The 21,708-nt window shown below is 64.8% G+C and carries 21 protein-coding genes; 16 read left to right on the top strand and 5 right to left on the bottom strand.

What is annotated here, in order from left to right:
• Positions 1 to 5 precede the first annotated feature (5 nt).
• Complete coding sequence (locus FJW10_RS08890) at positions 6 to 1,058, top strand: 3-carboxy-cis,cis-muconate cycloisomerase (protein WP_140899793.1); 1,053 nt, start codon at positions 6 to 8, stop codon at positions 1,056 to 1,058.
• Entirely contained in the window at positions 1,058 to 2,230 is a 1,173-nt protein-coding gene (gene pobA / locus FJW10_RS08885; RefSeq protein WP_140899792.1) for a 4-hydroxybenzoate 3-monooxygenase, read from the top strand. The genes FJW10_RS08890 and pobA overlap by 1 nt, the downstream gene beginning before the upstream one ends.
• Positions 2,231 to 2,243: 13 nt before the next feature.
• Here the strand turns inward: pobA and pcaF are convergent, their stop codons facing one another.
• From pcaF to FJW10_RS08870, 3 genes are read right to left on the bottom strand one after another with little or no spacing between them, the layout of a single operon-like run.
• A complete protein-coding gene (pcaF, locus tag FJW10_RS08880; RefSeq protein ID WP_140899791.1) occupies positions 2,244 to 3,449 on the bottom strand; it encodes a 3-oxoadipyl-CoA thiolase in 1,206 nt (401 codons plus the stop codon).
• A complete protein-coding gene (locus FJW10_RS08875) occupies positions 3,450 to 4,253 on the bottom strand; it encodes a CoA-transferase subunit beta (RefSeq protein WP_140828728.1) in 804 nt (267 codons plus the stop codon).
• On the bottom strand, positions 4,250 to 5,107 hold the full coding sequence (locus FJW10_RS08870) for a CoA transferase subunit A (protein WP_140899790.1): 858 nt from the start codon (positions 5,105 to 5,107) through the stop codon (positions 4,250 to 4,252). Before FJW10_RS08870 ends, FJW10_RS08875 begins: the two co-directional genes overlap by 4 nt.
• Positions 5,108 to 5,214: 107 nt before the next feature.
• On the opposite strand from FJW10_RS08870, the gene FJW10_RS08865 reads away from it, so the two are divergent.
• The 8 genes from FJW10_RS08865 (at position 5,215) to FJW10_RS08830 (ending at position 12,667) form a co-directional block, all read left to right on the top strand.
• Positions 5,215 to 5,985, top strand: a complete 771-nt coding sequence (locus FJW10_RS08865; protein WP_140899789.1) for an IclR family transcriptional regulator C-terminal domain-containing protein — start codon at positions 5,215 to 5,217, stop codon at positions 5,983 to 5,985.
• A 93-nt stretch (positions 5,986 to 6,078) separates the two neighbouring features.
• Positions 6,079 to 6,804 carry a GntR family transcriptional regulator gene (locus FJW10_RS08860; RefSeq protein WP_140899788.1) on the top strand — a complete coding sequence of 242 codons (726 nt, stop codon included), beginning with the start codon at positions 6,079 to 6,081 and terminating at the stop codon, positions 6,802 to 6,804.
• A 2-nt stretch (positions 6,805 to 6,806) separates the two neighbouring features.
• A complete protein-coding gene (locus FJW10_RS08855; RefSeq protein WP_181177467.1) occupies positions 6,807 to 7,841 on the top strand; it encodes an ADP-ribosylglycohydrolase family protein in 1,035 nt (344 codons plus the stop codon).
• Positions 7,838 to 8,812 (top strand): PfkB family carbohydrate kinase, encoded by a 975-nt coding sequence (locus FJW10_RS08850; protein ID WP_140899787.1) that lies wholly within the window; start codon positions 7,838 to 7,840, stop codon positions 8,810 to 8,812. The genes FJW10_RS08855 and FJW10_RS08850 overlap by 4 nt, the downstream gene beginning before the upstream one ends.
• A gap of 38 nt (positions 8,813 to 8,850) precedes the next feature.
• A complete protein-coding gene (locus FJW10_RS08845) occupies positions 8,851 to 9,915 on the top strand; it encodes an ABC transporter substrate-binding protein (protein ID WP_140899786.1) in 1,065 nt (354 codons plus the stop codon).
• Between the two features lie 27 nt (positions 9,916 to 9,942).
• Positions 9,943 to 10,812: an ABC transporter permease gene (locus tag FJW10_RS08840; protein ID WP_140899785.1), complete on the top strand. Its 870-nt coding sequence runs from the start codon at positions 9,943 to 9,945 to the stop codon at positions 10,810 to 10,812.
• The gene (locus tag FJW10_RS08835) at positions 10,812 to 11,600 is read left to right on the top strand and encodes an ABC transporter permease (protein WP_140899784.1); all 789 of its coding nucleotides are present in this window, start codon (positions 10,812 to 10,814) and stop codon (positions 11,598 to 11,600) included. The genes FJW10_RS08840 and FJW10_RS08835 overlap by 1 nt, the downstream gene beginning before the upstream one ends.
• Positions 11,600 to 12,667: an ABC transporter ATP-binding protein gene (locus FJW10_RS08830; protein WP_140899783.1), complete on the top strand. Its 1,068-nt coding sequence runs from the start codon at positions 11,600 to 11,602 to the stop codon at positions 12,665 to 12,667. Before FJW10_RS08835 ends, FJW10_RS08830 begins: the two co-directional genes overlap by 1 nt.
• A 2-nt stretch (positions 12,668 to 12,669) precedes the next feature.
• On the opposite strand, the gene FJW10_RS08825 is transcribed toward FJW10_RS08830, so the two are convergent.
• Positions 12,670 to 13,626: a DMT family transporter gene (locus FJW10_RS08825; RefSeq protein WP_140899782.1), complete on the bottom strand. Its 957-nt coding sequence runs from the start codon at positions 13,624 to 13,626 to the stop codon at positions 12,670 to 12,672.
• 94 nt (positions 13,627 to 13,720) lie between these two features.
• Here FJW10_RS08825 and FJW10_RS08820 point away from each other — a divergent pair, with 94 nt between their 5' ends.
• Positions 13,721 to 14,614, top strand: coding sequence for a LysR family transcriptional regulator (locus FJW10_RS08820; protein WP_140899781.1), 894 nt, complete (start codon positions 13,721 to 13,723; stop codon positions 14,612 to 14,614).
• 29 nt (positions 14,615 to 14,643) lie between these two features.
• Here FJW10_RS08820 and FJW10_RS08815 read toward each other — a convergent pair whose 3' ends face one another.
• Positions 14,644 to 15,672 (bottom strand): LacI family DNA-binding transcriptional regulator, encoded by a 1,029-nt coding sequence (locus FJW10_RS08815; RefSeq protein ID WP_140899780.1) that lies wholly within the window; start codon positions 15,670 to 15,672, stop codon positions 14,644 to 14,646.
• A gap of 353 nt (positions 15,673 to 16,025) precedes the next feature.
• On the opposite strand from FJW10_RS08815, the gene FJW10_RS08810 reads away from it, so the two are divergent.
• The 5 genes from FJW10_RS08810 (at position 16,026) to FJW10_RS08790 (ending at position 21,681) form a co-directional block, all read left to right on the top strand.
• A complete protein-coding gene (locus FJW10_RS08810) occupies positions 16,026 to 17,639 on the top strand; it encodes an extracellular solute-binding protein (protein WP_140899779.1) in 1,614 nt (537 codons plus the stop codon).
• 81 nt (positions 17,640 to 17,720) lie between these two features.
• Entirely contained in the window at positions 17,721 to 18,581 is an 861-nt protein-coding gene (locus FJW10_RS08805; protein ID WP_140899778.1) for a carbohydrate ABC transporter permease, read from the top strand.
• Positions 18,578 to 19,534, top strand: coding sequence for a sugar ABC transporter permease (locus FJW10_RS08800; protein ID WP_140899777.1), 957 nt, complete (start codon positions 18,578 to 18,580; stop codon positions 19,532 to 19,534). Before FJW10_RS08805 ends, FJW10_RS08800 begins: the two co-directional genes overlap by 4 nt.
• On the top strand, positions 19,531 to 20,616 hold the full coding sequence (locus FJW10_RS08795) for an ABC transporter ATP-binding protein (protein WP_140899776.1): 1,086 nt from the start codon (positions 19,531 to 19,533) through the stop codon (positions 20,614 to 20,616). Before FJW10_RS08800 ends, FJW10_RS08795 begins: the two co-directional genes overlap by 4 nt.
• Positions 20,617 to 20,619: 3 nt before the next feature.
• Positions 20,620 to 21,681, top strand: coding sequence for an ABC transporter ATP-binding protein (locus FJW10_RS08790; RefSeq protein WP_140899775.1), 1,062 nt, complete (start codon positions 20,620 to 20,622; stop codon positions 21,679 to 21,681).
• The last annotated feature ends 27 nt before the right edge of the window (positions 21,682 to 21,708 follow it).

Below are 21,708 nucleotides of genomic sequence, written 5' to 3'. Positions count from 1 at the left end.
CCGCCATGACCGTTTCGCCCTTCGATCACCCGCTGCTTTCCGGCCTGCTCGGCGACGAAGAGGCGGCCAGGTATTTTTCCGTCGAAGCCGACATCGCTGCGATGCTCGCTTTCGAGCGGGCACTGGCCGAGGCGGAAGCCGAATGCGGCGTCATTCCACGTGATGCCGCGGCAGCGATCGTGAAAGCACTGGGATCGTTCCGGCCGGATACGTCGAAGTTGAAGGTGGGCGTTGCCAAGGACGGCGTCGTGGTGCCGGAGTTGGTGCGCCAGATCAAGGCTGCTGTCGGAGCGCCGCACGATACCTACGTTCATTTCGGCGCGACCAGCCAGGATGTCATCGATAGCTCGCTGGTGCTCAGGCTGCGCGGCGCGGTCGACCATATCGGCCTGCTGCTCGGCGAGAACATCGTGCGCCTCACCGGGCTGGAACTGGAGTTCGGGAGCCGCGAGCTCATGGCGACGACGCGCATGCAGCCGGCAACACAAATAACTGCGCGCGATCGGGTCGTTTCGTGGCGGGTGCCGCTTGAGCGTCACCAGGAACGCTTGAAAGAGCTCTCGGGTCGGTTGCTAGTGGTTCAGTTCGGCGGCGCCGCAGGCACGTTGGAAAAGCTCGGCGACAAGGCCGGCGCGGTGCGCGCCGCGCTTGCGGCCAAGCTCGGTCTTGCCGATGCGCCGCAATGGCATAGCCAGCGCGATACGCTAGCCGAATTCGCCGGCTGGCTGTCGCTGGCGACCGGCGGTCTCGGCAAGTTCGGACAGGACGTCGCGCTGATGGCGCAGACGGGCTCCGAGATCAAGCTGTCCGGCGGCGGCGGTTCCTCGGCGATGCCGCACAAGCAGAATCCGGTGAAGGCGGAAGCATTGGTGGCGCTGGCCCGCTTCAACGCCACGCAGCTCTCCGGGATGCATCAGGCACTGGTGCATGAGCAGGAGCGCTCGGGCGCGGCCTGGACGCTGGAATGGCTCATCCTGCCGCAGATGGTCGTGGCGACCGCGGCCGCGCTCAGGCTTGCGGCCGAGTTGGCCGGACAGATCGAGAGCCTCGGTCATTGATGCGCACACGGGTCGCCATCATTGGGTCCGGACCGTCCGGCCTGCTGCTCGGTCAGTTGCTCGCCACCATTGGCGTCGAGACGATCATGCTTGAACGATCGAGCCGCGAGCATGTGCTTGGACGTGTGCGCGCGGGCGTGCTCGAACAGGGCACGGTCGACCTGCTCGGCCAAGCGGGCGCGGCGGACAGGCTGCACGCCCAGGGCCTGCCGCATGCCGGCATCTCGCTCGCCTTCGATGGCCGCGCGCATCGCATCGACATGACAACGCTTACCGGCGGCAAGCATGTCACCGTCTATGGCCAGACCGAGGTGACGCTCGATCTGATGCAGAAGCGCGAAGCGGCGGGACTCCCGACCGTCTTCGAAACATCGAATGTCGCGCTGCATGATTTCGGCGGCGCGTCGCCCTTCGTCACCTACGACAAGGACGGCCTCACGCATCGCATCGACTGCGACTTCATCGCCGGCTGCGACGGCTACCACGGCGTCAGCCGCAAATCGGTGCCAGAAGGCGCGCTGAAGACGTTCGAGCGGCAATACCCATTCGGCTGGCTGGGCGTGCTGGCGGAGGTGCCTCCGGCCGACCACGAACTGGTCTATGCCAATCACGAGCGCGGTTTTGCGCTCTGCTCGATGCGGTCGCCGCAGCGCAGCCGCTACTATGTGCAGGTTCCCGCCGACGAGCGCGTCGAGGCCTGGTCCGACGACCGGTTCTGGGACGAGTTGCGCGGGCGCCTGCCGCCACGGATAGCGGCCGCCGTCACCACTGGGCCGTCCTTCGAGAAGTCGATCGCGCCGCTGCGCTCCTTCGTCGCCGAGCCGATGCGCTTCGGCAGGCTGTTCCTGGTCGGAGACGCCGCCCATATCGTGCCGCCGACCGGCGCCAAGGGCCTCAACCTCGCTGCCAGCGACGTGCGCTATCTGTTTGCCGGACTTCGCGAATTCTACAACGGGAAGTCAGAGGCCGGGCTGGACGCCTATTCGTCAAAAGCGCTGGCGCGAGTCTGGAAAGCGGTGCGCTTCTCCTGGTGGATGACGACGATCCTGCACCGTTTTCCGGAGACAGGCGAGTTCGGCCAACGCATCCAGGAAGCCGAGCTCGACTATCTCGTAAATTCCAAGGCTGCATCCACGGCATTGGCCGAAAACTACGTCGGCTTGCCCTATTGATCTGCCTGGACGGTCAGATTCCCTCCAGTGCGATGGCGATGCCCTGGCCGACACCGATGCACATGGTGGCCAAAGCCAGCTTGCCGCCGCGCTCGCGCAGTTCGAGCGCCGCGGTACCCGTGATGCGCGCGCCGGACATGCCGAGCGGGTGGCCAAGCGCGATCGCGCCGCCATTGGGGTTCACATGCTCCGCCTTCTCGGAAATTCCGAGTTGGCGGAGCACGGCGATGCCCTGGGAGGCGAAGGCTTCGTTCAATTCGATGACGTCGAACTGTTCGGGTGTCAGGCCGAGGCGGGCGCAAAGCTTCTTCGTCGCCGGCGCCGGTCCGATGCCCATGATGCGCGGCGCCACACCGGCGACGGCACCGCCGAGGATACGGGCGATCGGCGTCAGGCCATGCCTCTTCGCGGCTGCCTCGGACGCGATGATGAGAGCGGCAGCGCCGTCATTGACGCCGGAAGCGTTGCCGGCGGTGACGCTGCCGCCCTGGCGGAACGGCGTCGGCAGTTTGGCCAGCGTCTCGATGGTGGTGCCAGCGCGGGGGTGTTCGTCCTTCACGACGATGATCGTGTCGCCCTTCCTTTGCGGGATGGTCACCGGCGTGATCTCCTTCGCCAACCGGCCATTGGCTTGCGCGGCGACCGCCTTGTCCTGGCTGCGTACCGCGAAGGCGTCCTGGTCGACTCTGCTGACGGAAAAATCCTCGGCGACGTTCTCGCCGGTCTCCGGCATGGAGTCGACGCCATACAGCTTCTTCATCAGCGGGTTGACGAAGCGCCAGCCGATGGTGGTGTCGTAAATCTCGGCATTGCGCGAGAAGGCGGTGTCGGCCTTCGGCATGACGAAGGGCGCGCGGCTCATCGATTCGACGCCGCCGGCAATCATCAGCTCGGCCTCGCCTGATTTGATGGCGCGCGCGGCGATGGTGACGGCATCCATGCCCGAGCCGCACAAACGGTTGACGGTCGAACCTGGAATGTCCTGCGGCAGGCCGGCAAGCAGAAGCGCCATGCGCGCCACATTGCGATTGTCCTCGCCGGCCTGGTTGGCGCAGCCATAGATGACGTCATCGACGGCCGCCCAGTCGACGCCGGCATTGCGCTCGACCAGCGCCTTCAACGGAATCGCGCCGAGATCGTCGGCGCGGACGGAGGACAGCGCGCCGCCGAAGCGGCCGATGGGCGTGCGGATGTAATCGCAGATGAAGGCTTCGGTCATCTAGGCAGCTTTCCCTTTGGCGGCCCCTTGATGCGCCGCCTTGGTGCGGGCCTGCAGGTCGCGCAATGTCTTCAGCTCGAGTTCCGTCGGCGCCGGCGTCTCGTCAAGGGCCTGCGCGAACTTGACCGTCCAGCCACAGGTTTCCTGCACCCGCTCGCGGCTGACGCCCGGATGCAGCGAGACGACGGTGAATTCCTTGGTCACCGGGTCCGGCTTCCAGATGGCGAGGTCGGTGATCAGCAAAGTCGGGCCGGCCGTGTCGATGCCGAGGCGCTTGCGGTGGTCGCCACCGTCGCCATGGCCGAAGGAGGTGAAGAAGTCGATCTTCTCGACCATGCCGCGCTTCGACTGCGCCATGGTGATGTAGACCTGCCTCGACGAGGTGGCGATCTCCGGCGCGCCGCCGCCGCCGGGCAGGCGGGTCTTGGGATGCGCATAGTCGCCGATGACGGTGGTGTTGATGTTGCCGAATTTGTCGAGCTGGGCGGCGCCCAGGAAGCCGATCGAGATGCGGCCGCCCTGCAGCCAGTAGCGGAACATCTCCGGCACCGCGACGGTGGTGACCGCCGTCTCGCACAACTCACCGTCGCCGATCGACAGCGGCAGCACGTCGGGCGCGGTGCCGATGGTGCCGCTCTCATAGATCAGCGTGATGTCGGGCGCATGCGTCAGCCGCGCGACATTGCAGGCGGCCGACGGCGCACCGATGCCGACGAAGCAGACGTCGTCGCTTTTCAGCGCGCGGCTGGCGGCGATCGTCATCATCTCGTTCGGGGTGAAGCCCATATCCTTCGCGTCGCTCATGCGGCTTTCCTCAGATGCTCGACTCGACCGGCAAAGTCGTCCGCGCTGCTCTCGATGACGTTCTTCCGGATCCAGGTCTGGAAGCGGTTGCGGTCGGCGGCGATCTCGTCCCATTCCAGATAGGCGGCGTTGTCGCGCTCGTAGTAGCCATGCGCGTAGGAGGGATGCGAGCCGCCCGGCACGACCGAGATCGCCGCGATCGTCCAGTTCGGCAGCACGGTAAGATTGGGGTGGAGGTCATCGAAATTGTCGACCACTTCCTCGACCGTCACCACGGCGCGCTTTGCGGCAAGGACGGCCTCCTTCTGGATGCCGATAATGCCCTCGACCAGCACGTTGCCTTTCCGGTCCGCCTTCTGCGCATGGATGAAGGTGACGTCGGGCCGGATCGCCGGAACGGCGGCAAGCACCTCGCCGGTGAAGGGGCAGGTCACGGATTTGATGTTCGGATTGACCGCGGCGAGACCGGCGCCGCGATAGCCGCGAAACACCGCGCAGGGCAGGCCGGCGGCGCCCGCCTCATAGGCATTGGCCATTCCGGCATGGCTGTGTTCCTCGACCTCGATGGCGCGGGGAAAGCCGTTCTCGATGGCGTCGCGGGCACGCCTGAGCAGGCCGACGCCCGGGTTGCCGACATAGGAGAAGACGACCTTCTTCGCCATGCCCATGCCGATCATCTGGTCGTAGATCAGGTCGGGCGTCATGCGGATCAGTGTCAGCTCGCGAAAACCCTGGCGGATCGCCTCATGCGCGGCAGCGGTTGGGATCAGATGCGTGAAGCCCTCGAAAGCGACGGTGTCGCCGTCATGCAGATTCTCCGCGACCGCCTCTTTCAGCGGCAGGAACTTGGCCATCTCCGGGCTCCGTGGTGCAAAAAGTTCGTATTGCGAACATGTGTTTTGTATGAGATACTTTTTAGCTCCAACCTTTGCATTGAGTCAACGCCGGCCTGGAGGCGCTCGTGGAAGAGGAAGCAATTTCACGCGACCATGTCGGTTCGCTGGAGCGTGGCCTGGTGGTGATGGAAATCCTCGCGCGCCATCCGGCCGGCATGACGCTGACCGAGATGGCAGAGGAGGCGGATCTCACGCGAGCGGGTGCCAGGCGCTTTCTGCTGACATTGGTCGCGACGGGTTACGCGACGCAATCCGGCCGGTTGTTTTCGCTGTCGCCGCGCCTGTTGACCGTCGCCCGGACCTGGCTCGGCGGTGCTTCGCTCTGGACCTTCGCGGCGCCTGTCATGCGCGAGGTGGCCGGCAAATTCGACGAAGCCTGCAATGCGGCCGTGCTGTCGGGCGAGGACGTCGTCTATGTGGCGCGCATCCCTGGACGGCGTATCCTGAGCGTGGCGCTCGATGTCGGCACGCGGCTGCCGGCCTATTGCACGTCGATGGGGCGGGTGCTGCTTTCCGGCCTGCCGACGGATGACTTGAAGACTTTCCTTGCTGAAGCGTCCATCGAGCGGCGGACGCCGAAAACGATCACCGGCCGCGCCGCGCTCGGCAAGGCCATCGACAAGGCGAGGGCGGAGGGCTTCGCCGTCGTGGACGAAGAGCTGGAGCTCGGCCTGCGCTCGATCGCGGTGCCGATCGTCGATCGCGCCGGGCGCACAGTCGCCGCCATCAACGTCTCGACCCAGTCGGCGCGTTTCTCGGTCGAGGCGATGGAGCGCGACATCCTGCCGGTCCTGCGGAAGGCCAAGCAGCGCGTCGAGGAATTCTTCTTCGTTTGATGCCCAACCGACCGTTGGGCCGAAGGCCGTTGACGGTTCATTTCAGATACGCTAATGAACAGGACTATACAGGTTCATTGAACAGGTATTGATATGGCCCGTCGCGCGATGCAGCTCTCACCCGGCACGGGAAAGCCCGAGCAGATCGCAACGGTTCTGGAGCATGAGATACGCTCCGGCCTGCTCGGCTTCGGCGACCGACTGCAGAGCGAGAACGAGCTCGTCCAACGCTTTTCCGTCAGCCGCAACACCGTGCGCAAAGGGCTGGAGGAGCTGTCCAACCGCGGGCTGATCACCACCAAGGTCGGCATCGGCTCCTTCGTTACTTTCGACGGCATGCCGGTCGACGACGCGATCGGCTGGTCGCGCGCGCTCGCCAACGCGGGCGCCAATGCCGAGACCCGCACCTTGCGGCTCGAGATCATCGAGGACGCGGAACTGGCGGCCAGGCTCGGCGTCAAGAACTCGTCCTTCATTGCGGTCGACCGCGCCCGCACCAATGCCGATGACGGCCACGCAATCTCGATCGAGCGCAGCCGCCTGCCGCTGTCGCCGGAACTGGAGGACATACCGTTGCGCGGCTTGCGCGAAGGCACGCTGCACCAGACGCTGCGCGGGGCAGGGCTGGTGCCCGATCACGGGGAGGAGTGGGTCGATATCGAGATGCTGAGCGCGGCCGACGCCGCGATCCTCGCCTGCGCGCCCGGGACGCCGTTCCTGCGCACACGCCGCCTGACGCGCGCCGCCGACGGGCGCGCCATCGAATTCGTCACCAGCCTGCTGAACCCCGCGCATTTCGCGCTTCACCTGGAGTTCTGAGCATGGCGGCCGCTGCCTCGATGGATCGGGCAATGGGCGCGCTGATCGGCGGCGCGCTGGGCGATGCGCTGGGCATGCCGACGCAGCTTCTGTCGCCGGCCCGCATCGCCGAGCTCTATGGCCATGTCGAGGATTTCGTCGCGCCTGCCGCCGATCATCCCGTGTCGAAAGGACTGCCGGCCGGCGCGATCACCGACGACACCGAACAAGCGCTGCTGCTTGGCCGTATCCTGGTCGAGTCCGGTGAGCGTTTCGATCATGCGCGCTGGGTCAGCGCGCTGCTCGACTGGGAGCGCGACGTCAAGGCGCGCGGCAGCTACGACCTGCTTGGACCATCGACCAAGCGCGCCATCGACGCCATTAACAGCGGCGTGCCGGCCGAAGAGGCCGGACGCAGCGGCGATACCAATGGCGCGGCAATGCGCATCGGACCGGTCGGCATCATGATGCCGCCGGAGCCGCTCGACGCGCTCGTAGCAAAGGTGGCGCAGACATGCCGGGCCACGCACAACACCTCGATAGCCATCGCCTCGGCCGCAGCGGTCGCCGCCGCTGTCAGTCTCGGTGTCTCGGGTGGCGACTGGCGCGCCGCTTCTAGCCATGCGGCCGCCGCCGCGAGACTTGGTGCTGCGCTCGGCCATTGGGTCACCGGCGGCGACATCGCCGCGCGCATTGTCTGGGCGCAGTCGCTTGTCCGCGGCAAGGCGGAGAAGGAAGCAATCAAGCTGATCGTCGAACTGGTTGGCACGGGCGTCGCCAGCCAGGAATCGGTGCCGGCGGCCTTCGCGGTGCTGGAAATCGCGCAAGGCGATGCGTGGCGGGCTGCTGTGATCGCGGCCAATCTCGGCGGCGACACCGACACGATCGGGGCGATTGCGGCCGGCATGGCCGGCGCCTGCGCCGGCCTGTCGAGGCTGCCGCAGGATCGCATCTGCGAATTGCATGGCATCGACATCGCGGATGTCCGCGCGCTGGCCAAGGATCTGGTCGCGGCCCGGACGGCCAAGACCGGTCCAGGCACGGAGGACGCGGCATGAGTGGGCGGCTCGTCCATGTCGGCAGCGCAGTGGTCGACTATGTCTACCGCATCGACGCCTTGCCGGCGGCCGGTACGGAAAAGACGGCGACGAGCTACACCCGCGTCGCCGGCGGCGGCTTCAACATGATGGTCGCGGCGAGCCGCTCCGGCATGAAGGTGGTGTTCGGCGGCCAGCTCGGCACCGGGCCGGACGGAGACTTCCTGCGCGCCGCCTTCGCCGCCGAAGGCATCGAGGCGCTGACGCCGCCGTCGCCCCTCATGGATAGCGGCAATTGTGTTGCCATGATCAGCAGCGACGCGGAGCGAACCTTCGTCTCGTGGCCTGGCGCTGAGAGCCGGCTCACGCTCGACATGATGGCGCCCGTCCACGTCGTTCCCGGCGATTGGGTTTTCACCTCCGGCTATACGCTGAGCTATCCCGGCAGCCGCGACGCGCTCACCGACTGGATCGAGGCGCTGCCGGCCGACATTCCTTTCGTCTTCGATCCGACGCCGGTGATCGCCGACATTCCGCGGCCGATCCTGGACAGGGCTCTCGCGCGCACGACCTGGCTGAGCTGCAACACTCATGAGGCCGCCGCAATAGCTGGCGCCGGCGATGCCCAAACCGTCGCCATCCGGTTGCTCGCCGAGCATTGCCCCAGAGCCGAAGGCGTCGTCATCCGCGCCGGCGCGCATGGCTGCCTGGTGCGAATGGCCGACGGCGGTACCCGCGCGGTGCCCGGCTTCAAGGTGGAGGCGGTCGATACCAATGGCGCCGGCGACGCGCATATCGGCGCCTTCGTCAGCGCATTGTCGCGCGGCATGCGCGCCTGCGAGGCGGCGCGCTACGCCAATGCAGCCGCCGCGCTTTCGGTCACCCGCCATGGCGGTTCTTCGGCGCCGACCGGTACGGAAATCCAGGAATTCCTGACCCTGCGCGGCGAAGCGGCGATCGCGCTTGGCCGTGAGGAAGCGACTGCAACTTAACAAGCCCGTCAACCGGGCAAACAATGAGAGGAAATACCATGCGCATGCCCAGACTGACCGCTTTTCTGACGGCGACCGCCGTCCTCGTTTCCGCCTTCACATTGGCAGCACAAGCAGCCGAGGAAGTGCATGTGCTCAACTGGAAGGGCTACGGCGCCGACGAGCCCTGGGCGGTCGCCAATTTCGAGAAGGCGACCGGCTTCAAGGTAGTCAACGACTTCTTCAACTCCGAGCAGGAGATGCTGACCAAGATCCGTACCAATCCCGGCCTCTACGACGTCGTCATGATCAATGCCGCTTTCAACGATCAGGCGATGGCCGGCAAGCTGATCCAGCCGATCGACGTCTCGAAGCTTTCCAATTACGCCGACATCGCCAAGGACAAGGTGGGCTCGCCGATGCTGAACCATGACGGCAAGGTCTATGGAGTGCCGTGGGTTTGGGGCCTGACGGCTCTGGCCATCAACGAAAAGTCCTTCGACAAGCCGCCGACGAGCATCGCCGAGATGTGGGACCCAGCGCATAAGGGCCGCGTCATCATCCGTGACGACGCCGTCGAGGCGGTGCAGTTCGGTGCGCTGGCGTCGGGACAGAACATCAACGACATCAAGGATATGGACGCGGTCAAGCAGAAGCTCACGTCGCTGATGCCGCAGATCAAGACCTTCTGGAGCTCGGAAAACGACTGGAACCAGATGGTCGCTTCCAACCAGATTGACATCGGCACCTATTGGAGCGGTTCGGCTGATCGCGCCAAGACGCATTTCAAGCTGCCGGTCTCGCTGGTCATCCCGCAGGAAGGCTCTGTCGCCTGGCTGGATGCTTTCTCGATCCCCGTCGGCTCCAAGAACGTCGCCGGCGCCGAGGCCTTCATCAACTACATGATCGATCCGAAATTCTATGTCGAATGGGTGACCAAGGTCGGCGCGCCGGTTTCGGCCAACACCAAGGCGGTCGACGCGCTGCCCGAGGATGCCTTCAACCGCAAGGTCATGGGCAGCCCCGACGTCGCCAAGCGCATCCAGTTCCAGGCGCCGATCACCGACGAGCAGCGCGAGAAGTATCTGGCGCTGTGGCAGGAGCTGAAGGTCAACGTGAAGTAATCACGTCTTTCGGGGAGGAGAGGCAAAATGGCCGACCAGGTTGCGATCGGTTCGCGGCGCGGACTGAAGCCGGCCCTGCCGCTTCTCCTTCCCGCCTATCTGTGGCTGACGGTGGCGATCTTCCTGCCGCTGTCGGCCATGGTGTTCTTCTCCTTCATGACCGACCTGCCGCTGGCAGGCAAGGAGTGGGCCTTCACCCTCGGCAACTACGCGGCCTTCTTCTCGCAAAGCCTCTATTCGAGGCTGCTGCTTTCATCGCTGCGTCTCGGCCTCGAAGTGACGCTGTGGTGCGTGTTCATCGGCTATCCGGCGGCCTATGTGCTGGCCAAAGTGCTCAAAGGGCGCAGCCGCGAGGCGATATTCCTGCTCGTCATCCTGCCGTTCTGGTCGAACGGACTGGTGCGGATATTCTCCTGGGCCATGGTGCTGCGCGAAGGCGGCATCCTCGACACGGCGCTCAACGCGGTGCTGCCGTTCAAGATCAACATCGATCTCATGTATTCCTATCCGGCCGTCATCATCGGCCTGGTGCACTCCTATGTGCCCTACATGGTGCTGACCTGCTACCTCACTCTGCAGGCCATCGACGACTCGCTGATCGAGGCCGGACGCTCGCTCGGCGCCTCGCGGCGGCAGGTGCTGTGGCGGGTCATCATCCCGCTGTCGATGCCGGGCCTGATCGCCGGTTCCGCGCTGATCTTCGTGCCGGTCGTCGGCTCGTTCATGGAGCCGCGTATCCTCGGCGGCCGCACCGGAACCTTCTACGGCACAGTCATCGAGGACCAGTTCGTCGCCGTCTTCAACTGGCCGCTGGGCGCGGCGCTCTCCTTCATCCTGCTCGCCGTCGTGCTGATCATCCTGGCGTTGGCGGCGCCGGTCCTGCGGAGGGCCGGCTGATGGCGACGACGCGCATCCTCGAATGGCTCGGGCGCTTCTACATCGTGCTTTTGCTCGGCTTCCTTTATCTGCCGATCGTCATCATGGCGGCGATGTCCTTCAACGCCTCGCCCTTCTACCAATTGCCGTTCGAGTGGACGACGGACTGGTACGCCTCGCTCTGGCAGAACGACCAGCTGATCGCGGCGACCTGGAACAGCATCGAGATCGCCGTCATCACCACTTTGATCTCGACGGTGCTGGGCTCGATGGCCTCGCTGGCGCTCTATCGCTACGAGTTCCGCGGCAAGAAATTCCTGCAGGCGCTGCTCTTCCCGCCGATCGCCATTCCCTGGCTGATCACCGGCACGGCGATGCTGATCTTCTTCTTCGGCGTCGGCATCGGCCGAGGGCTGGTCGCTATCCTGCTCGGGCATGTCGCGCTGGCGCTGCCTTACGTGATCGTCGTGGTGTCGGCCCGGCTGCAGACCTTCGCGCCTGAGCTGGAAGAGGCGGCGCGCTCGCTCGGCGCCAACCAGTGGCAGGTGACCATGCGCGTGACCTTGCCCTGGATCATGCCCGGCGTGATCGCCGGCGGGCTGTTCGCCTTTGCCGTGTCGTTCGACCAGTTCGTCGTTTCGTATTTCCTGTCGACGCCCGGCCAGACGACGCTGCCGGTCGAAATCTACGCCGCGATCCGCAAGGGCTTCACGCCTGAGATCAACGCGGTCTCGACGATCATCATCGTGGTGTCGATGGCGCTGATGCTGCTCACGGCGCGCTTCTTCAAATTCGGCGGAGAAAAATGATGGCTGGCGTCCAGGTCGCGAACGTCTCCCGCAGTTTCGGCGCGCACAAGGCGCTGGACGATGTGTCGATCGATTTCGCCGATGGCGGCTTCTACGCGCTGCTCGGTCCGTCCGGCAGCGGCAAGACCACGCTGCTCAGGCAAATCGCCGGCTTCGATTTTCCCGACGCTGGCCGCATCGCCATCGGCGGAGAAAGCGTCGAGCGCGTGCCGGTCGAAAAGCGCCGCATCGGCATGGTGTTCCAGAATTATGCGCTGTTCCCGAATATGAGCGTCACCGACAATGTCGCCTTCGGCCTCTCGGTGCGCGGCGAGCCGAAGGCGACGATCGCTTCGGAGGTTCAGCGCGCGCTCGATCTCGTGCAACTCGGCAAGCTCGGCGCGCGCAAGCCGCACCAGCTCTCCGGCGGCCAGCGCCAGCGCGTGGCGCTGGCGCGAGCCATCGTCACCAAGCCGCGCGTGCTCCTGCTCGACGAGCCGCTCGGCGCGCTCGACAAGGCGCTGCGCGTCGACATGCAGATCGAGCTGAAGCGCATCCAGCGCGAGATCGGCATCACCACCATCTTCGTCACGCACGACCAGGAAGAAGCGCTGACGATGAGCGACCGCATCGGCATCCTGCGCGATGGCAGGATGGTGCAGGAAGGGCCGCCGGAGGAGATCTACGACAGGCCGCAAAGCGAGTTCGCCGCGACCTTCCTCGGCGACGCCAATATCTTTCGCGGCGATGCGACCGGCTCCGGGATCAAGCTGCCGGACGGCACGACGATCGAGGCATCGACAGGCGCATCGGTGCCGGCCGGGGCCAAGGCGAGTTGCGCGGTCCGGCCCGAACGCATCCGGATTTCGAGCGGTGCGGGGAAGGCTGATGAAGGCAACGCGAACACGCTCAAGGGACAAGTCTCGAAACGCATCTTTGCCGGCAACAACAGCACCTACTTCGTCGAGCGCGACGGCCAGACGCTGAAAGTGATCGTCCAGAATACTGGCGCTGAGCGGCTTGCCGAGGGCGAGCCGGTGGTGCTCAGCTGGTCGCCGGACAGCACGGTGCTGATCGCCTTGAATTAGGATCACGGTTGCTCGTTGACCGGGCCTGATATTCCCGATCGGGCGGTCGCGGTGCCGTCCGCTGAGGGCTTGATGCAAAGCACCGACACGCCGGCAAGGCCAATCAATACCATTCCGGCGACAGTCGTCCGGCCGGGGACCTCGTTGAAGAACACATAGCCCCAGAATGCAGCGAAGATCAGATAGGCGTAGTCGAATGTGGCTATGATCTGGGGTTTGGGCGATTGATAGGCACGAGCCAAACCTATGCTCACAGCAATGATCAGGGCCGCGAGGATGACGATGATCCGCCACTCCCGCGACCCCATGGCGGCCCAGTTTCCGAACAGAAATGGATAGGCTGGCCAAGAGCCGGCGAGCCCGATGACGAGGCTCGCGATACACCCGGCGATAAGCAGCGTTGCGTTCAGCCACAACGCCATGGTCATTGGCGTTTCCCCAGCACATTTGGCGCGTGTGAGAACCGCCGCGATTGCATAGAGGAGTGCGGCGGCGACCGGTATCAGCGGCAGTGGCGAGAAACCGTCCGACGTCGGGCGCACAATCAAAAGTACGCCGGCGAACCCCATTGCGATGCCCACCCAATGAAGCAGCGCGATGCGCTCACCAAGGACGAGCGACGACAGCAGCACGATGAACAGGGGCGCCGTGTAAAGAGACGCAGCGATAACGGAAAGGTCGAGGATCGGGATCGCTGCGTAGATCGCCAGATACATCAGCAGCAGCGCTCCGCTGCGGAGCGCTACCCAACCGGGAGCCGACGGCCAGACCGCGCCGCGTGTGAGCAGGAGCAGTATTGGAAACGCGATCGAGGAGCGCAGCACGTAAATCTGCCAGAGCGTCAGACTGGCGCTGGAGAATTTTACGAAGGCGTCGGTCAGCGCCATCGCAAACACGGTCATGAGAATGACGATCACACCGGTGACTGGCAGGGATCGTTCTGTCGGTTGGGCAGCCATCTGTTGTCTCCCGTCATGATTTCCCAGTCTTGCAACTGTTGATCGGTGCGAATAGGCGGCATAATATGATCAGTATGATTGGTCATATTAATCAATGCCGCGAGTAGAGCTGTCAGGATTGCAGACTTTTTTGGCGATCGCCGAGCATGGGTCGCTGCGTTCGGCAGCGCGCGTGCTCGGCGTAAATCCACCGGCGGTCTCCCTGCAGCTAAAGGCCTTCGAAGACCGGCTCGGCACTGCGCTGTTCACTCGCAGCACGCGATCCGTCATGATGACCGACGCCGGGCGGGCACTCTTCCTGAGCACGCGTCATCTGATAGGAGCAATCGAAGAAGCTCTGGATACCGCGCGCGAGACCGGCAAGGCGCGATCAGGTCAACTGCGCGTCACTCTCCCTTACCGGGCATGGCAGTTGATCATCGCTCCCCGTTTGGCGGCATTTGAAGCTGCCTATCCGCGGGTTGAACTGGATCTCTCGATAGATGAAGGCCTTACCGACATTGTTTCGCAAGGGTTCCATGCTGGAATTCGGCTCGGTGATCACCTGCAGGACGATATGATCGCACGTCGCCTGACATCGCCGCTGAACGGCGCCTACGTTGCCGCTCCCGACTATCTGGATCGCCACGGGCATCCCATGCATCCGCGCGACCTGCTGTCGCACAGCTGCATCCGACACCGACAGATATCCTCGGGGCGGATCGCCGAGTGGCGTTTCCAAGTCGATGGCAGTGAGATTTCCGTGGATGTCTCGGGGAGACTTGTCCTGAATGATCTGCGCACCGTCGTAGAGGCGGCAAGGCAAGGCCTGGGCATCGGCTGGTCGCTGCGTGCCGGTGTTGCCGAGGATCTGCGACGAGGGGATCTTGTGGAAGTCTTGCCGCAATACAGCCTGCGGCGTCCGGGCTTCTTTGTGTTTTTTCCGAAATCGCTGGGCCGGCTCGGTCTGCTCAGGGCCTTTGTCGATCATTTCGGATCGGAGGCCTGACAGGACTTGTAAAGACGCGTTCCTATACCTCAAATCTCCGGGATGCTCTCGCGGAAGATAACCTGCAGCCGCGGCTGGTGAAGCTCGTAGGGCAACCCCCTGACCGAGTGGGACAGGATGTTGAGCGCCTCCCTGGCCTCGACGCGCGGGTTCTGGTCGATCACCGCGTCGAGCGTGCCGTCGAGCAGGAGTTCCTTGGTGCCGTCCGTCACCTCATGGCCGAGGAAGATGATCTCTTCGGCGCGTCCGCGTTCCTTCAGCGCGCGGGCGATGCCGGTGTTGCCGGCGCCGACATTATAGATCGCGGCGAGGTCGGGGTGGCGCTCAAGCAAAGCGGAAGCCTCCGAATAGGCCTTTTCGCGGTCGTCGAGCATTTCACGCATCTCGACGATCTCGAGGTTGGGGGATTCCTCGGCGAGGATATGGCGGAAACCCATCTCGCGCTCCTCATGGCCGCGATAGGCGAGCGAGCCCGCGAACAGCGCCACCTTGCCCGGACGTCCTGTGGCCATGAAGCGGTTGAGCAGATAGCCGGCCAACCGCCCGGCGGCGCGGTTGTCGATGCCGATATAGGCGACCCGCGGCACATGCAGGATGTCGGAGGCGATGGTGACGACCTTGATGTCGCTGGCCGACAGCGAGCGGATCGCCTCGCGCACCGTCGGATGGTCGAGCGCAATCACGCCGACCCCTTGCGTCTGGCCATGCAGGTCCTGAAGCAGGCGGGCGAGCCGGTCGGGATTGAAGCCTTCGATGGTCGTCACGCGGACGTCGAGATCGGGCCGCGTCAGCGCCTGCGCCTCGATGTGCCGGTGCAGCAGCTTGATGAAGGAGTTGGTGCCGGCGGGCAGCGCGAAGTCGAGCCTGATCGTCTGTCCCGGTGCGGTTCGCCGCGGCGCGCCGTTCGGCGTCTCGGCGATATAGCCAAGGCGCTGCGCCATCTCGATGACGATCTCGCGCGTGCGGGCGCGCACGCCTGGCCGGTTGTTGAGCACACGGTCGACCGTGGCCGGAGAAACGCCGGCTTCCCGGGCTATGTCTGTCAGGGTTGACCGCACGTCGAGCACCTCATCGCAAGCATCAAAATCACGCAGCTTCCACTCAGTTCCGGAAAACGCCCCAGCAGCGACCGCGATTCTGATGTGAAATGATGTAACCGCCCTTGGCTTGCGCGCAAGCCGGCGCGCTACATAAGGCGGCGAAGGTCCGGCCAAGCCGGTCGGATCGCGGCGAAAGCCCCTCAAATCCAAGCAATGGGTGCGATGTGATGGGTTCGGCGGACTGCATTTTCTCCCCTCATTTGCGATCTTATGACGTGTTTTGAGTATTTATGATGTTGACAGGCTTCACGCGCTGTCGTCAATATCCCTCACGTGGGCCATGGAGGAACAGGCCCCGAGGGAGGAATTCGATGTCTCATTTGATCCGCATGTCGCGGCGCCGCCTGCTGGCGTCCGGAGGAAAGGCGGCGGTGTTTGTCGCCGCGACTGGTATTGCACCGCAGTTCATTCGTCCCGGCCGCGCCTTCGCGGCGGATGCGCTGGCGCCCGGCATGATCGGCGGGCCGACCGGCTTCGACGGAGCCGAACGCTATCAGTACGGACCCGACACGCCGGAAGGGCGTGCGGTCGAGGCGGCCAAAGCCCTGAAGGCGGCCGGCAAGGCGCCGGCGAAGATCGTGCTTGGCCTCTCCGACGGCTCGATCGGCCAGCTGACCAGGCCTTTCCCGGCCGGCGCGCCGTCGATCCAGGACCTGTGGGAGAAGGAAACCGGCATCCAGATCGAGATCGTCGGCCTGCCGAACGGCCAGGAATTCACAAAGACGATGCAGGACATCTCCACCAAGGGTGGGGCCTACGACATCTATTCGACCGAATGGAACCGCCTCGGCGATCTCGCCGAAACCGGCGGCATCGCCAAGCTCGACGACTTCGTCGCCAAGCACAAGCCGGAGTGGGACGACCCGAAGCAGGGTTACGTCAACGGCGCCAAGGGCGTGTCGCTGCTCAACCAGTATCGCGGCTCGACCTACGGCGTGTCGCTGGACGGCGACTTCCAGACATGGGTCTACCGCGCCGACCTGTTCGGCGACGCCGCGGAGCAGAAGGCGTTCAAGGACAAGTACGGCTACGACCTTGCGCCGCCGAAGACCTGGAAGCAGCACAGCGATGTCGCGGCCTTCTTCCAGCGGCCGGACAAGGGCCTGTTCGGCTCCACCGACCTGCGCAACCAGGGTTGGGGCTACACCAACTGGTACCAGCGCTATGTCTCGATGGCCTCGCCCAACCAATTCCTGTTCGGCGACGACGGCAAGCCGCTGATCAATTCTGAGCAAGGCATCGCCGCCACCAAGGAATATGTGGATTCGCTGGCGCATCATTCGCCGGACGCGATCTCGTGGGGCTGGCCGGAGCAGTATGGCAATTTCGCCAAGGGCGGTGCGGCGATGACCTGCGCCTTCTCCAACCTGCCTAAATTCCTCGACAATGCCGGCAACAAGGATTCCGCCGTCACCGGCAAGATCGGCTCGATGCTGCCGCCGGGACGCGAGATCGACGGCAAGCTGATCAGCCGCTCCGTTCTGTGGTTCTCGCTGACCGGCATGGTGTCGTCGCAGTCGAAGAATCCGGAGGCTGCTTACCTTCTGCTGCAGTGGCTGGGCTCGGCCCGCATCTATGCCTGGATGAGCGCCAATCCCGGCGGCTATCTCGATCCGTTCCGGCTCTCGGATTTCGCCGATCCGCTGGTCCGCCAGACCTATCACGCCTACCACATGGACGTCGTTCGCGAGACGGTGGCGCGCACGGTGCCGACCATCAACTATCCCGGCGCCACCGCCTTCCACAATGCGCTCGACGAGAACCTGATGGCCTCGCTGACCAAGGCCAAGACGCCGGACCAGGCGATGGCCGATACCGAGCGCGAGTGGAAGAAGATCGCGCGCCGCATCGGCGAGGACAAGCTTCTCGAAGCCATCAAGACCAACAAGGAGGCATGGCCCACCGTTCTCGATCCGATCAGTTGATCCGTCTCCCTGGATCAGAAAAGGAGGGGAGGGGCGACTGCTCCTCCCCTTCGCCAGCAACGCCACCAGCAAAGCAGCCAGATGAAGCGTTCCGTTCCCTTCGAGATATTCCGCTACGCCGCGATCCTCGCGGCGATGGCGGTGACGCTGGTGCCGATCCTGTGGATGGTGTCGATGGCCTTCAAGCCGATCGGCGAGTGGTCGGCGACCGGCGCCGACCTGACTTGGTGGCCGAAGCAGCCGACGCTCAGCAATTTCCGCTTCGTGTTCGGCGAATCCGACAACGATCTGATCGTCGCGCTCGACCACACGGCGCTGAAGCCGATCCTGTCGTCGCTGCTTTCGGCGGTGTTCGGGACCGCGATTGCCATGTCGGCCGGCACTGCGGCGGCCTACGGCCTGTCGCGCTTCGGCTCCGGCCAGAACCTGCCGCTGGCGCTGATCCAGCTGAGGCTGTTTCCGCCGATGGCCGTCATGATCCCGGTGATGATCATGTGGGCGTTCCTCAACCTCAACGACACATGGTGGGGGCTGGCGCTGATCTACGGCATCGTCACGCTGCCCTTCGCCTTCTGGCTGATGAAGACCTTCTTCGACGACATGCCGCGCGAGATCGAGGAGGCAGCACTTGTCGAGGGCTGCTCGCGGCTGCGCGTCTTCACCCGCATCACGCTGCCGATGATGCGCGCGCCGCTGGCGAGTGCCGCGCTCTTCGTCTTCATCCTCAACTGGTCGGATTATCTCATCGCGTTGCTGCTCACGACGCGCGAATGGGTGACGATCCCCGTCTACATGGCATCGCTGTCGTCCTCGATGACCGGACAGCTCTATGGCGCCAAGGCCGCGCTCGGTCTGATCGCGGCGGTGCCGCCGGTCATCATGGGCATCGCCATCCAGCGCCATCTGGTGCGCGGGCTGACCTTCGGAGCGCTCAAGCAATGAGCGCGGTGACGGCGACGATTTCGGAGGACGAGATGGGCGCGCGGACAAAGCCCGCCACGCCTGACGAGGGCTCGAGGCTGGGCTTCCGACTGATCTTGCCGGCGCAGGTCCTGGTGCTGTTCATCTCGGCCTTTCCGCTGCTGATGCAGCTTTACATCAGCGTCACCGACTGGTCGCCGCTTTCGGGCGCCGGCTGGTGGAACGCCTGGGAGATGTGGAACAGTTTCGCCAACTACACCGATCTCGCGGCCGACACCCGCTTCTGGAGCGCGCTGCAGCGCACGGCGATCGTCATGCTGGTCTGCGTGCCGGCGGAGTTCCTGCTGGGCCTGGCTCTGGCGACCCTGTTCGCCGACGAGTTTCCCGGCAAGCGCATCTTCTATTCGATCCTGCTGATGCCGATGATGGTCGTGCCCGCGGTCGCCGGCTACATGTTCTTCATGCTGTTCCAGTCGGGCGGCCCGGTGAACGACATCCTGTCGAGGATCGTCGGCACGCCGGTGACGATCGCCTGGCTGTCGGATCCGAACCTGGCGCTGATCGCGGTCATGATCGCCGACATCTGGCAGTGGACGCCGCTGATGTTCCTGATCCTGCTCGCCGGCCTGGTCGGCGTGCCGGAAGATCAGATGAAGGCGGCAACGCTGCTCGGCGCCAATGCCTGGCAGCGCTTCATCACCATCGTGCTGCCGAAGATGAAGACGATCATCATCATCGCGCTGGCGATAAGGGTGATCGAGAATTTCAAGATATTCGACACGCTCTACATCATGACCGGCGGCGGTCCCGGCGTGGCCACCGAGACGATCTCGGTCTACATCTACAAGGTCACCACGCAGGACCTGATCTGGGGCTATGTGGCGGCGATCGCGCTGGCCATCCTGATCGTGCTTTCGATCGTCGCGGTCTACGCCATGAAGCGCATGGCGAAGGCGCGGGAGGTGCCGGCATGAGCGCGATCCATCTCAAGAACCTGGTCAAGACATTCGGCGACTTCACCGCGCTAAAGACGATGGACCTCGAAATCGCCGACGGCGAGTTCATGGCGCTGCTCGGACCCTCGGGCTGCGGCAAGTCGACGACGATGAACATGATCGCCGGCATGGAGGAGCCGACCAGCGGCAAGATCCTGTTCGGCGAGCGCGACATGGTCGGCGTGCCGATGGGGCGGCGCGGCGTCGGCTTCGTCTTCCAGAACTACGCCATCTTCACCCATATGACGGTTCGGCAGAACCTCGCCTACGGGCCGAGGATGCGCGGCGCCGCCAAAGCCGAGATCGATCGCCGCGTCGGCGCCATCGCCGAGATGCTGCAGCTTTCGCCGCTGCTCGACCGCAAGGCGGACCGGCTGTCGGTCAACATCCTGCAGCGCGTGGCGATCGGCCGCTCCGCGATCATGGAGCCGGCGATCTTCCTGCTCGACGAGCCGCTGTCCAATGTCGACGCCGCCTTCCGCGCGGTGATGCGCACTGAGCTCAAGCAGCTGCAGCGCCAGTTCAGGCAGACCATGGTCTATGTCACGCACGACCAGCTCGAGGCGATGACCATGGCGGACCGCATCGCGGTGATGGATCACGGCGTGCTGCAGCAGGTCGGCACGCCGCTCGAGGTCTACAACAATCCGGCCAACGTCTTCGTCGCACGCTTCATCGGCGCGCCCGGCATGAACCTGCTGAAAGGCAGGCCGGCGGAAAGCGATCGCGGACTGGTGATCGATCTCGGACCCCTCGGCGTCACGCCGCCCTTGCCGGATGAACTGGCTTCAGCTGCGAGAGCGGCGCGCGGCGACGTGCTTTACGGTTTCCGGCCCGAGCAGGTGGCGCTTGCCGAGCGCGGGCTGTCGATGCCGGTAAGCTTCGTCGAGCGGATCGGCGCGCGCACCATCGTTCATCTCGGCGAAGGCGGGAGCGCGGCGAAGGCGGTGTTCGAGAACGATGTCGGGCTGTCGGTCGGGCAGACGGCGGTCGTCGCGCCGCCGGCCTCGTCGGTGCGCGTCTTCGACGCCGCCAGCGGCCTCGCAGTGAAGGCGGGCTGAGACATGGCCGACATCGTTTTCCGCCATGTCACGAAGCGCTACGGCAACACGCTTGCCGTCGACGACGCCTCGTTCACCGTCAACGACAACGAGTTCTTCTGCTTCTTCGGGCCGCCGCTGTCCGGCAAGTCGACGATCCTGCGGCTGGTGCTTGGTCTGGAAGTACCGGATCAAGGCGAGATCTTGATCGGCGGCAAGCCGGTCAACAGCGTCTCGCCGGCCGAGCGCAACGTCGCCATGGTGTTCCAGAACCTGGCGCTGTTTCCGCATATGAGCGCGCGCGACAATGTCCGCTTCCCGCTGGTCGAGCGGAAAGTGGCCGAGGCCGAGATAGAGAAGCGACTGGCCGACGTCGCGGCCAAGCTGCACATCGGCCACATCCTGCATAAGCCGCCGGCACAGCTTTCCGGCGGCGAGCGGCAGCGCGTGGCGATCGCGCGCGCCCTGGTGCGCGACCCGGCAGCCTATCTGATGGACGATCCGATCTCGGCGCTCGATGCGCGGCTGCGCGAGGAGACGCGCGTCGAACTGAAACGCATCCAGCGCGAGCTCAGCAAGACGCTGATCTATGTCACGCATGACCAGGAGGAGGCGATGTCGGTCGCCGACCGCATGGCCATCCTGGAAAACGGCCGGATCAGGCAGATCGGCGCGCCGGCCGAGATCTACGATCGGCCGGCAAGCGCCTATGTGGCGCGCATGCTCGGCTCGCCGATGATGAACATCCTGCCGTCGGTTCGCGGCGCTGGTGGGATCGAGGCTGCTGAGGGGACAATACGCATCACCGATGCCAAGGCGCCGGCCGAGGCGATGGAGATCGGGCTGAGACCTGAAGACATCAAGGTCCGGCCCTGGGCAGACAGCGACACGAAGGACGGCCGCCCGGCGCGGGTGTTCGAGGTCGAGCCGCTCGGCGGCTACACCGTGGTGACGCTCGCGGCAGGGCAAGCGCGGCTTAGGGCACTTCTGCGCGGGCAGCCCGATATCAGGCCGGATGCGATGGTGGCGATATCCTGCGAGCCGGGTCGCGTGCATTATTTCGGCCAGGATGGAGGCGCGCTGTGACGGCGGCCGCGAGGAAAGAATTTCGGG

The sequence above is a fragment of the Mesorhizobium sp. B4-1-1 genome, from assembly GCF_006439375.1.
Classification (GTDB): Bacteria; Pseudomonadota; Alphaproteobacteria; order Rhizobiales; family Rhizobiaceae; genus Mesorhizobium.
This window is presented reverse-complemented; position numbering and strand designations above follow the sequence as displayed.

Coding starts and splice junctions, on each gene's coding strand:
- pcaF (WP_140899791.1), bottom strand. CDS start 3,449: ATGACCGAAGCCTTCATCTGCGATTACATCCGCACGCCCATCGGCCGC.
- FJW10_RS08890 (WP_140899793.1), top strand. CDS start 6: ATGACCGTTTCGCCCTTCGATCACCCGCTGCTTTCCGGCCTGCTCGGC.
- FJW10_RS08870 (WP_140899790.1), bottom strand. CDS start 5,107: ATGGCCAAGTTCCTGCCGCTGAAAGAGGCGGTCGCGGAGAATCTGCAT.
- FJW10_RS08860 (WP_140899788.1), top strand. CDS start 6,079: ATGGCCCGTCGCGCGATGCAGCTCTCACCCGGCACGGGAAAGCCCGAG.
- FJW10_RS08825 (WP_140899782.1), bottom strand. CDS start 13,626: ATGGCTGCCCAACCGACAGAACGATCCCTGCCAGTCACCGGTGTGATC.
- FJW10_RS08850 (WP_140899787.1), top strand. CDS start 7,838: ATGAGTGGGCGGCTCGTCCATGTCGGCAGCGCAGTGGTCGACTATGTC.
- FJW10_RS08820 (WP_140899781.1), top strand. CDS start 13,721: ATGCCGCGAGTAGAGCTGTCAGGATTGCAGACTTTTTTGGCGATCGCC.
- FJW10_RS08790 (WP_140899775.1), top strand. CDS start 20,620: ATGGCCGACATCGTTTTCCGCCATGTCACGAAGCGCTACGGCAACACG.
- pobA (WP_140899792.1), top strand. CDS start 1,058: ATGCGCACACGGGTCGCCATCATTGGGTCCGGACCGTCCGGCCTGCTG.
- FJW10_RS08855 (WP_181177467.1), top strand. CDS start 6,807: ATGGCGGCCGCTGCCTCGATGGATCGGGCAATGGGCGCGCTGATCGGC.
- FJW10_RS08845 (WP_140899786.1), top strand. CDS start 8,851: ATGCGCATGCCCAGACTGACCGCTTTTCTGACGGCGACCGCCGTCCTC.
- FJW10_RS08840 (WP_140899785.1), top strand. CDS start 9,943: ATGGCCGACCAGGTTGCGATCGGTTCGCGGCGCGGACTGAAGCCGGCC.
- FJW10_RS08805 (WP_140899778.1), top strand. CDS start 17,721: ATGAAGCGTTCCGTTCCCTTCGAGATATTCCGCTACGCCGCGATCCTC.
- FJW10_RS08835 (WP_140899784.1), top strand. CDS start 10,812: ATGGCGACGACGCGCATCCTCGAATGGCTCGGGCGCTTCTACATCGTG.
- FJW10_RS08795 (WP_140899776.1), top strand. CDS start 19,531: ATGAGCGCGATCCATCTCAAGAACCTGGTCAAGACATTCGGCGACTTC.
- FJW10_RS08875 (WP_140828728.1), bottom strand. CDS start 4,253: ATGAGCGACGCGAAGGATATGGGCTTCACCCCGAACGAGATGATGACG.
- FJW10_RS08800 (WP_140899777.1), top strand. CDS start 18,578: ATGAGCGCGGTGACGGCGACGATTTCGGAGGACGAGATGGGCGCGCGG.
- FJW10_RS08810 (WP_140899779.1), top strand. CDS start 16,026: ATGTCTCATTTGATCCGCATGTCGCGGCGCCGCCTGCTGGCGTCCGGA.
- FJW10_RS08830 (WP_140899783.1), top strand. CDS start 11,600: ATGGCTGGCGTCCAGGTCGCGAACGTCTCCCGCAGTTTCGGCGCGCAC.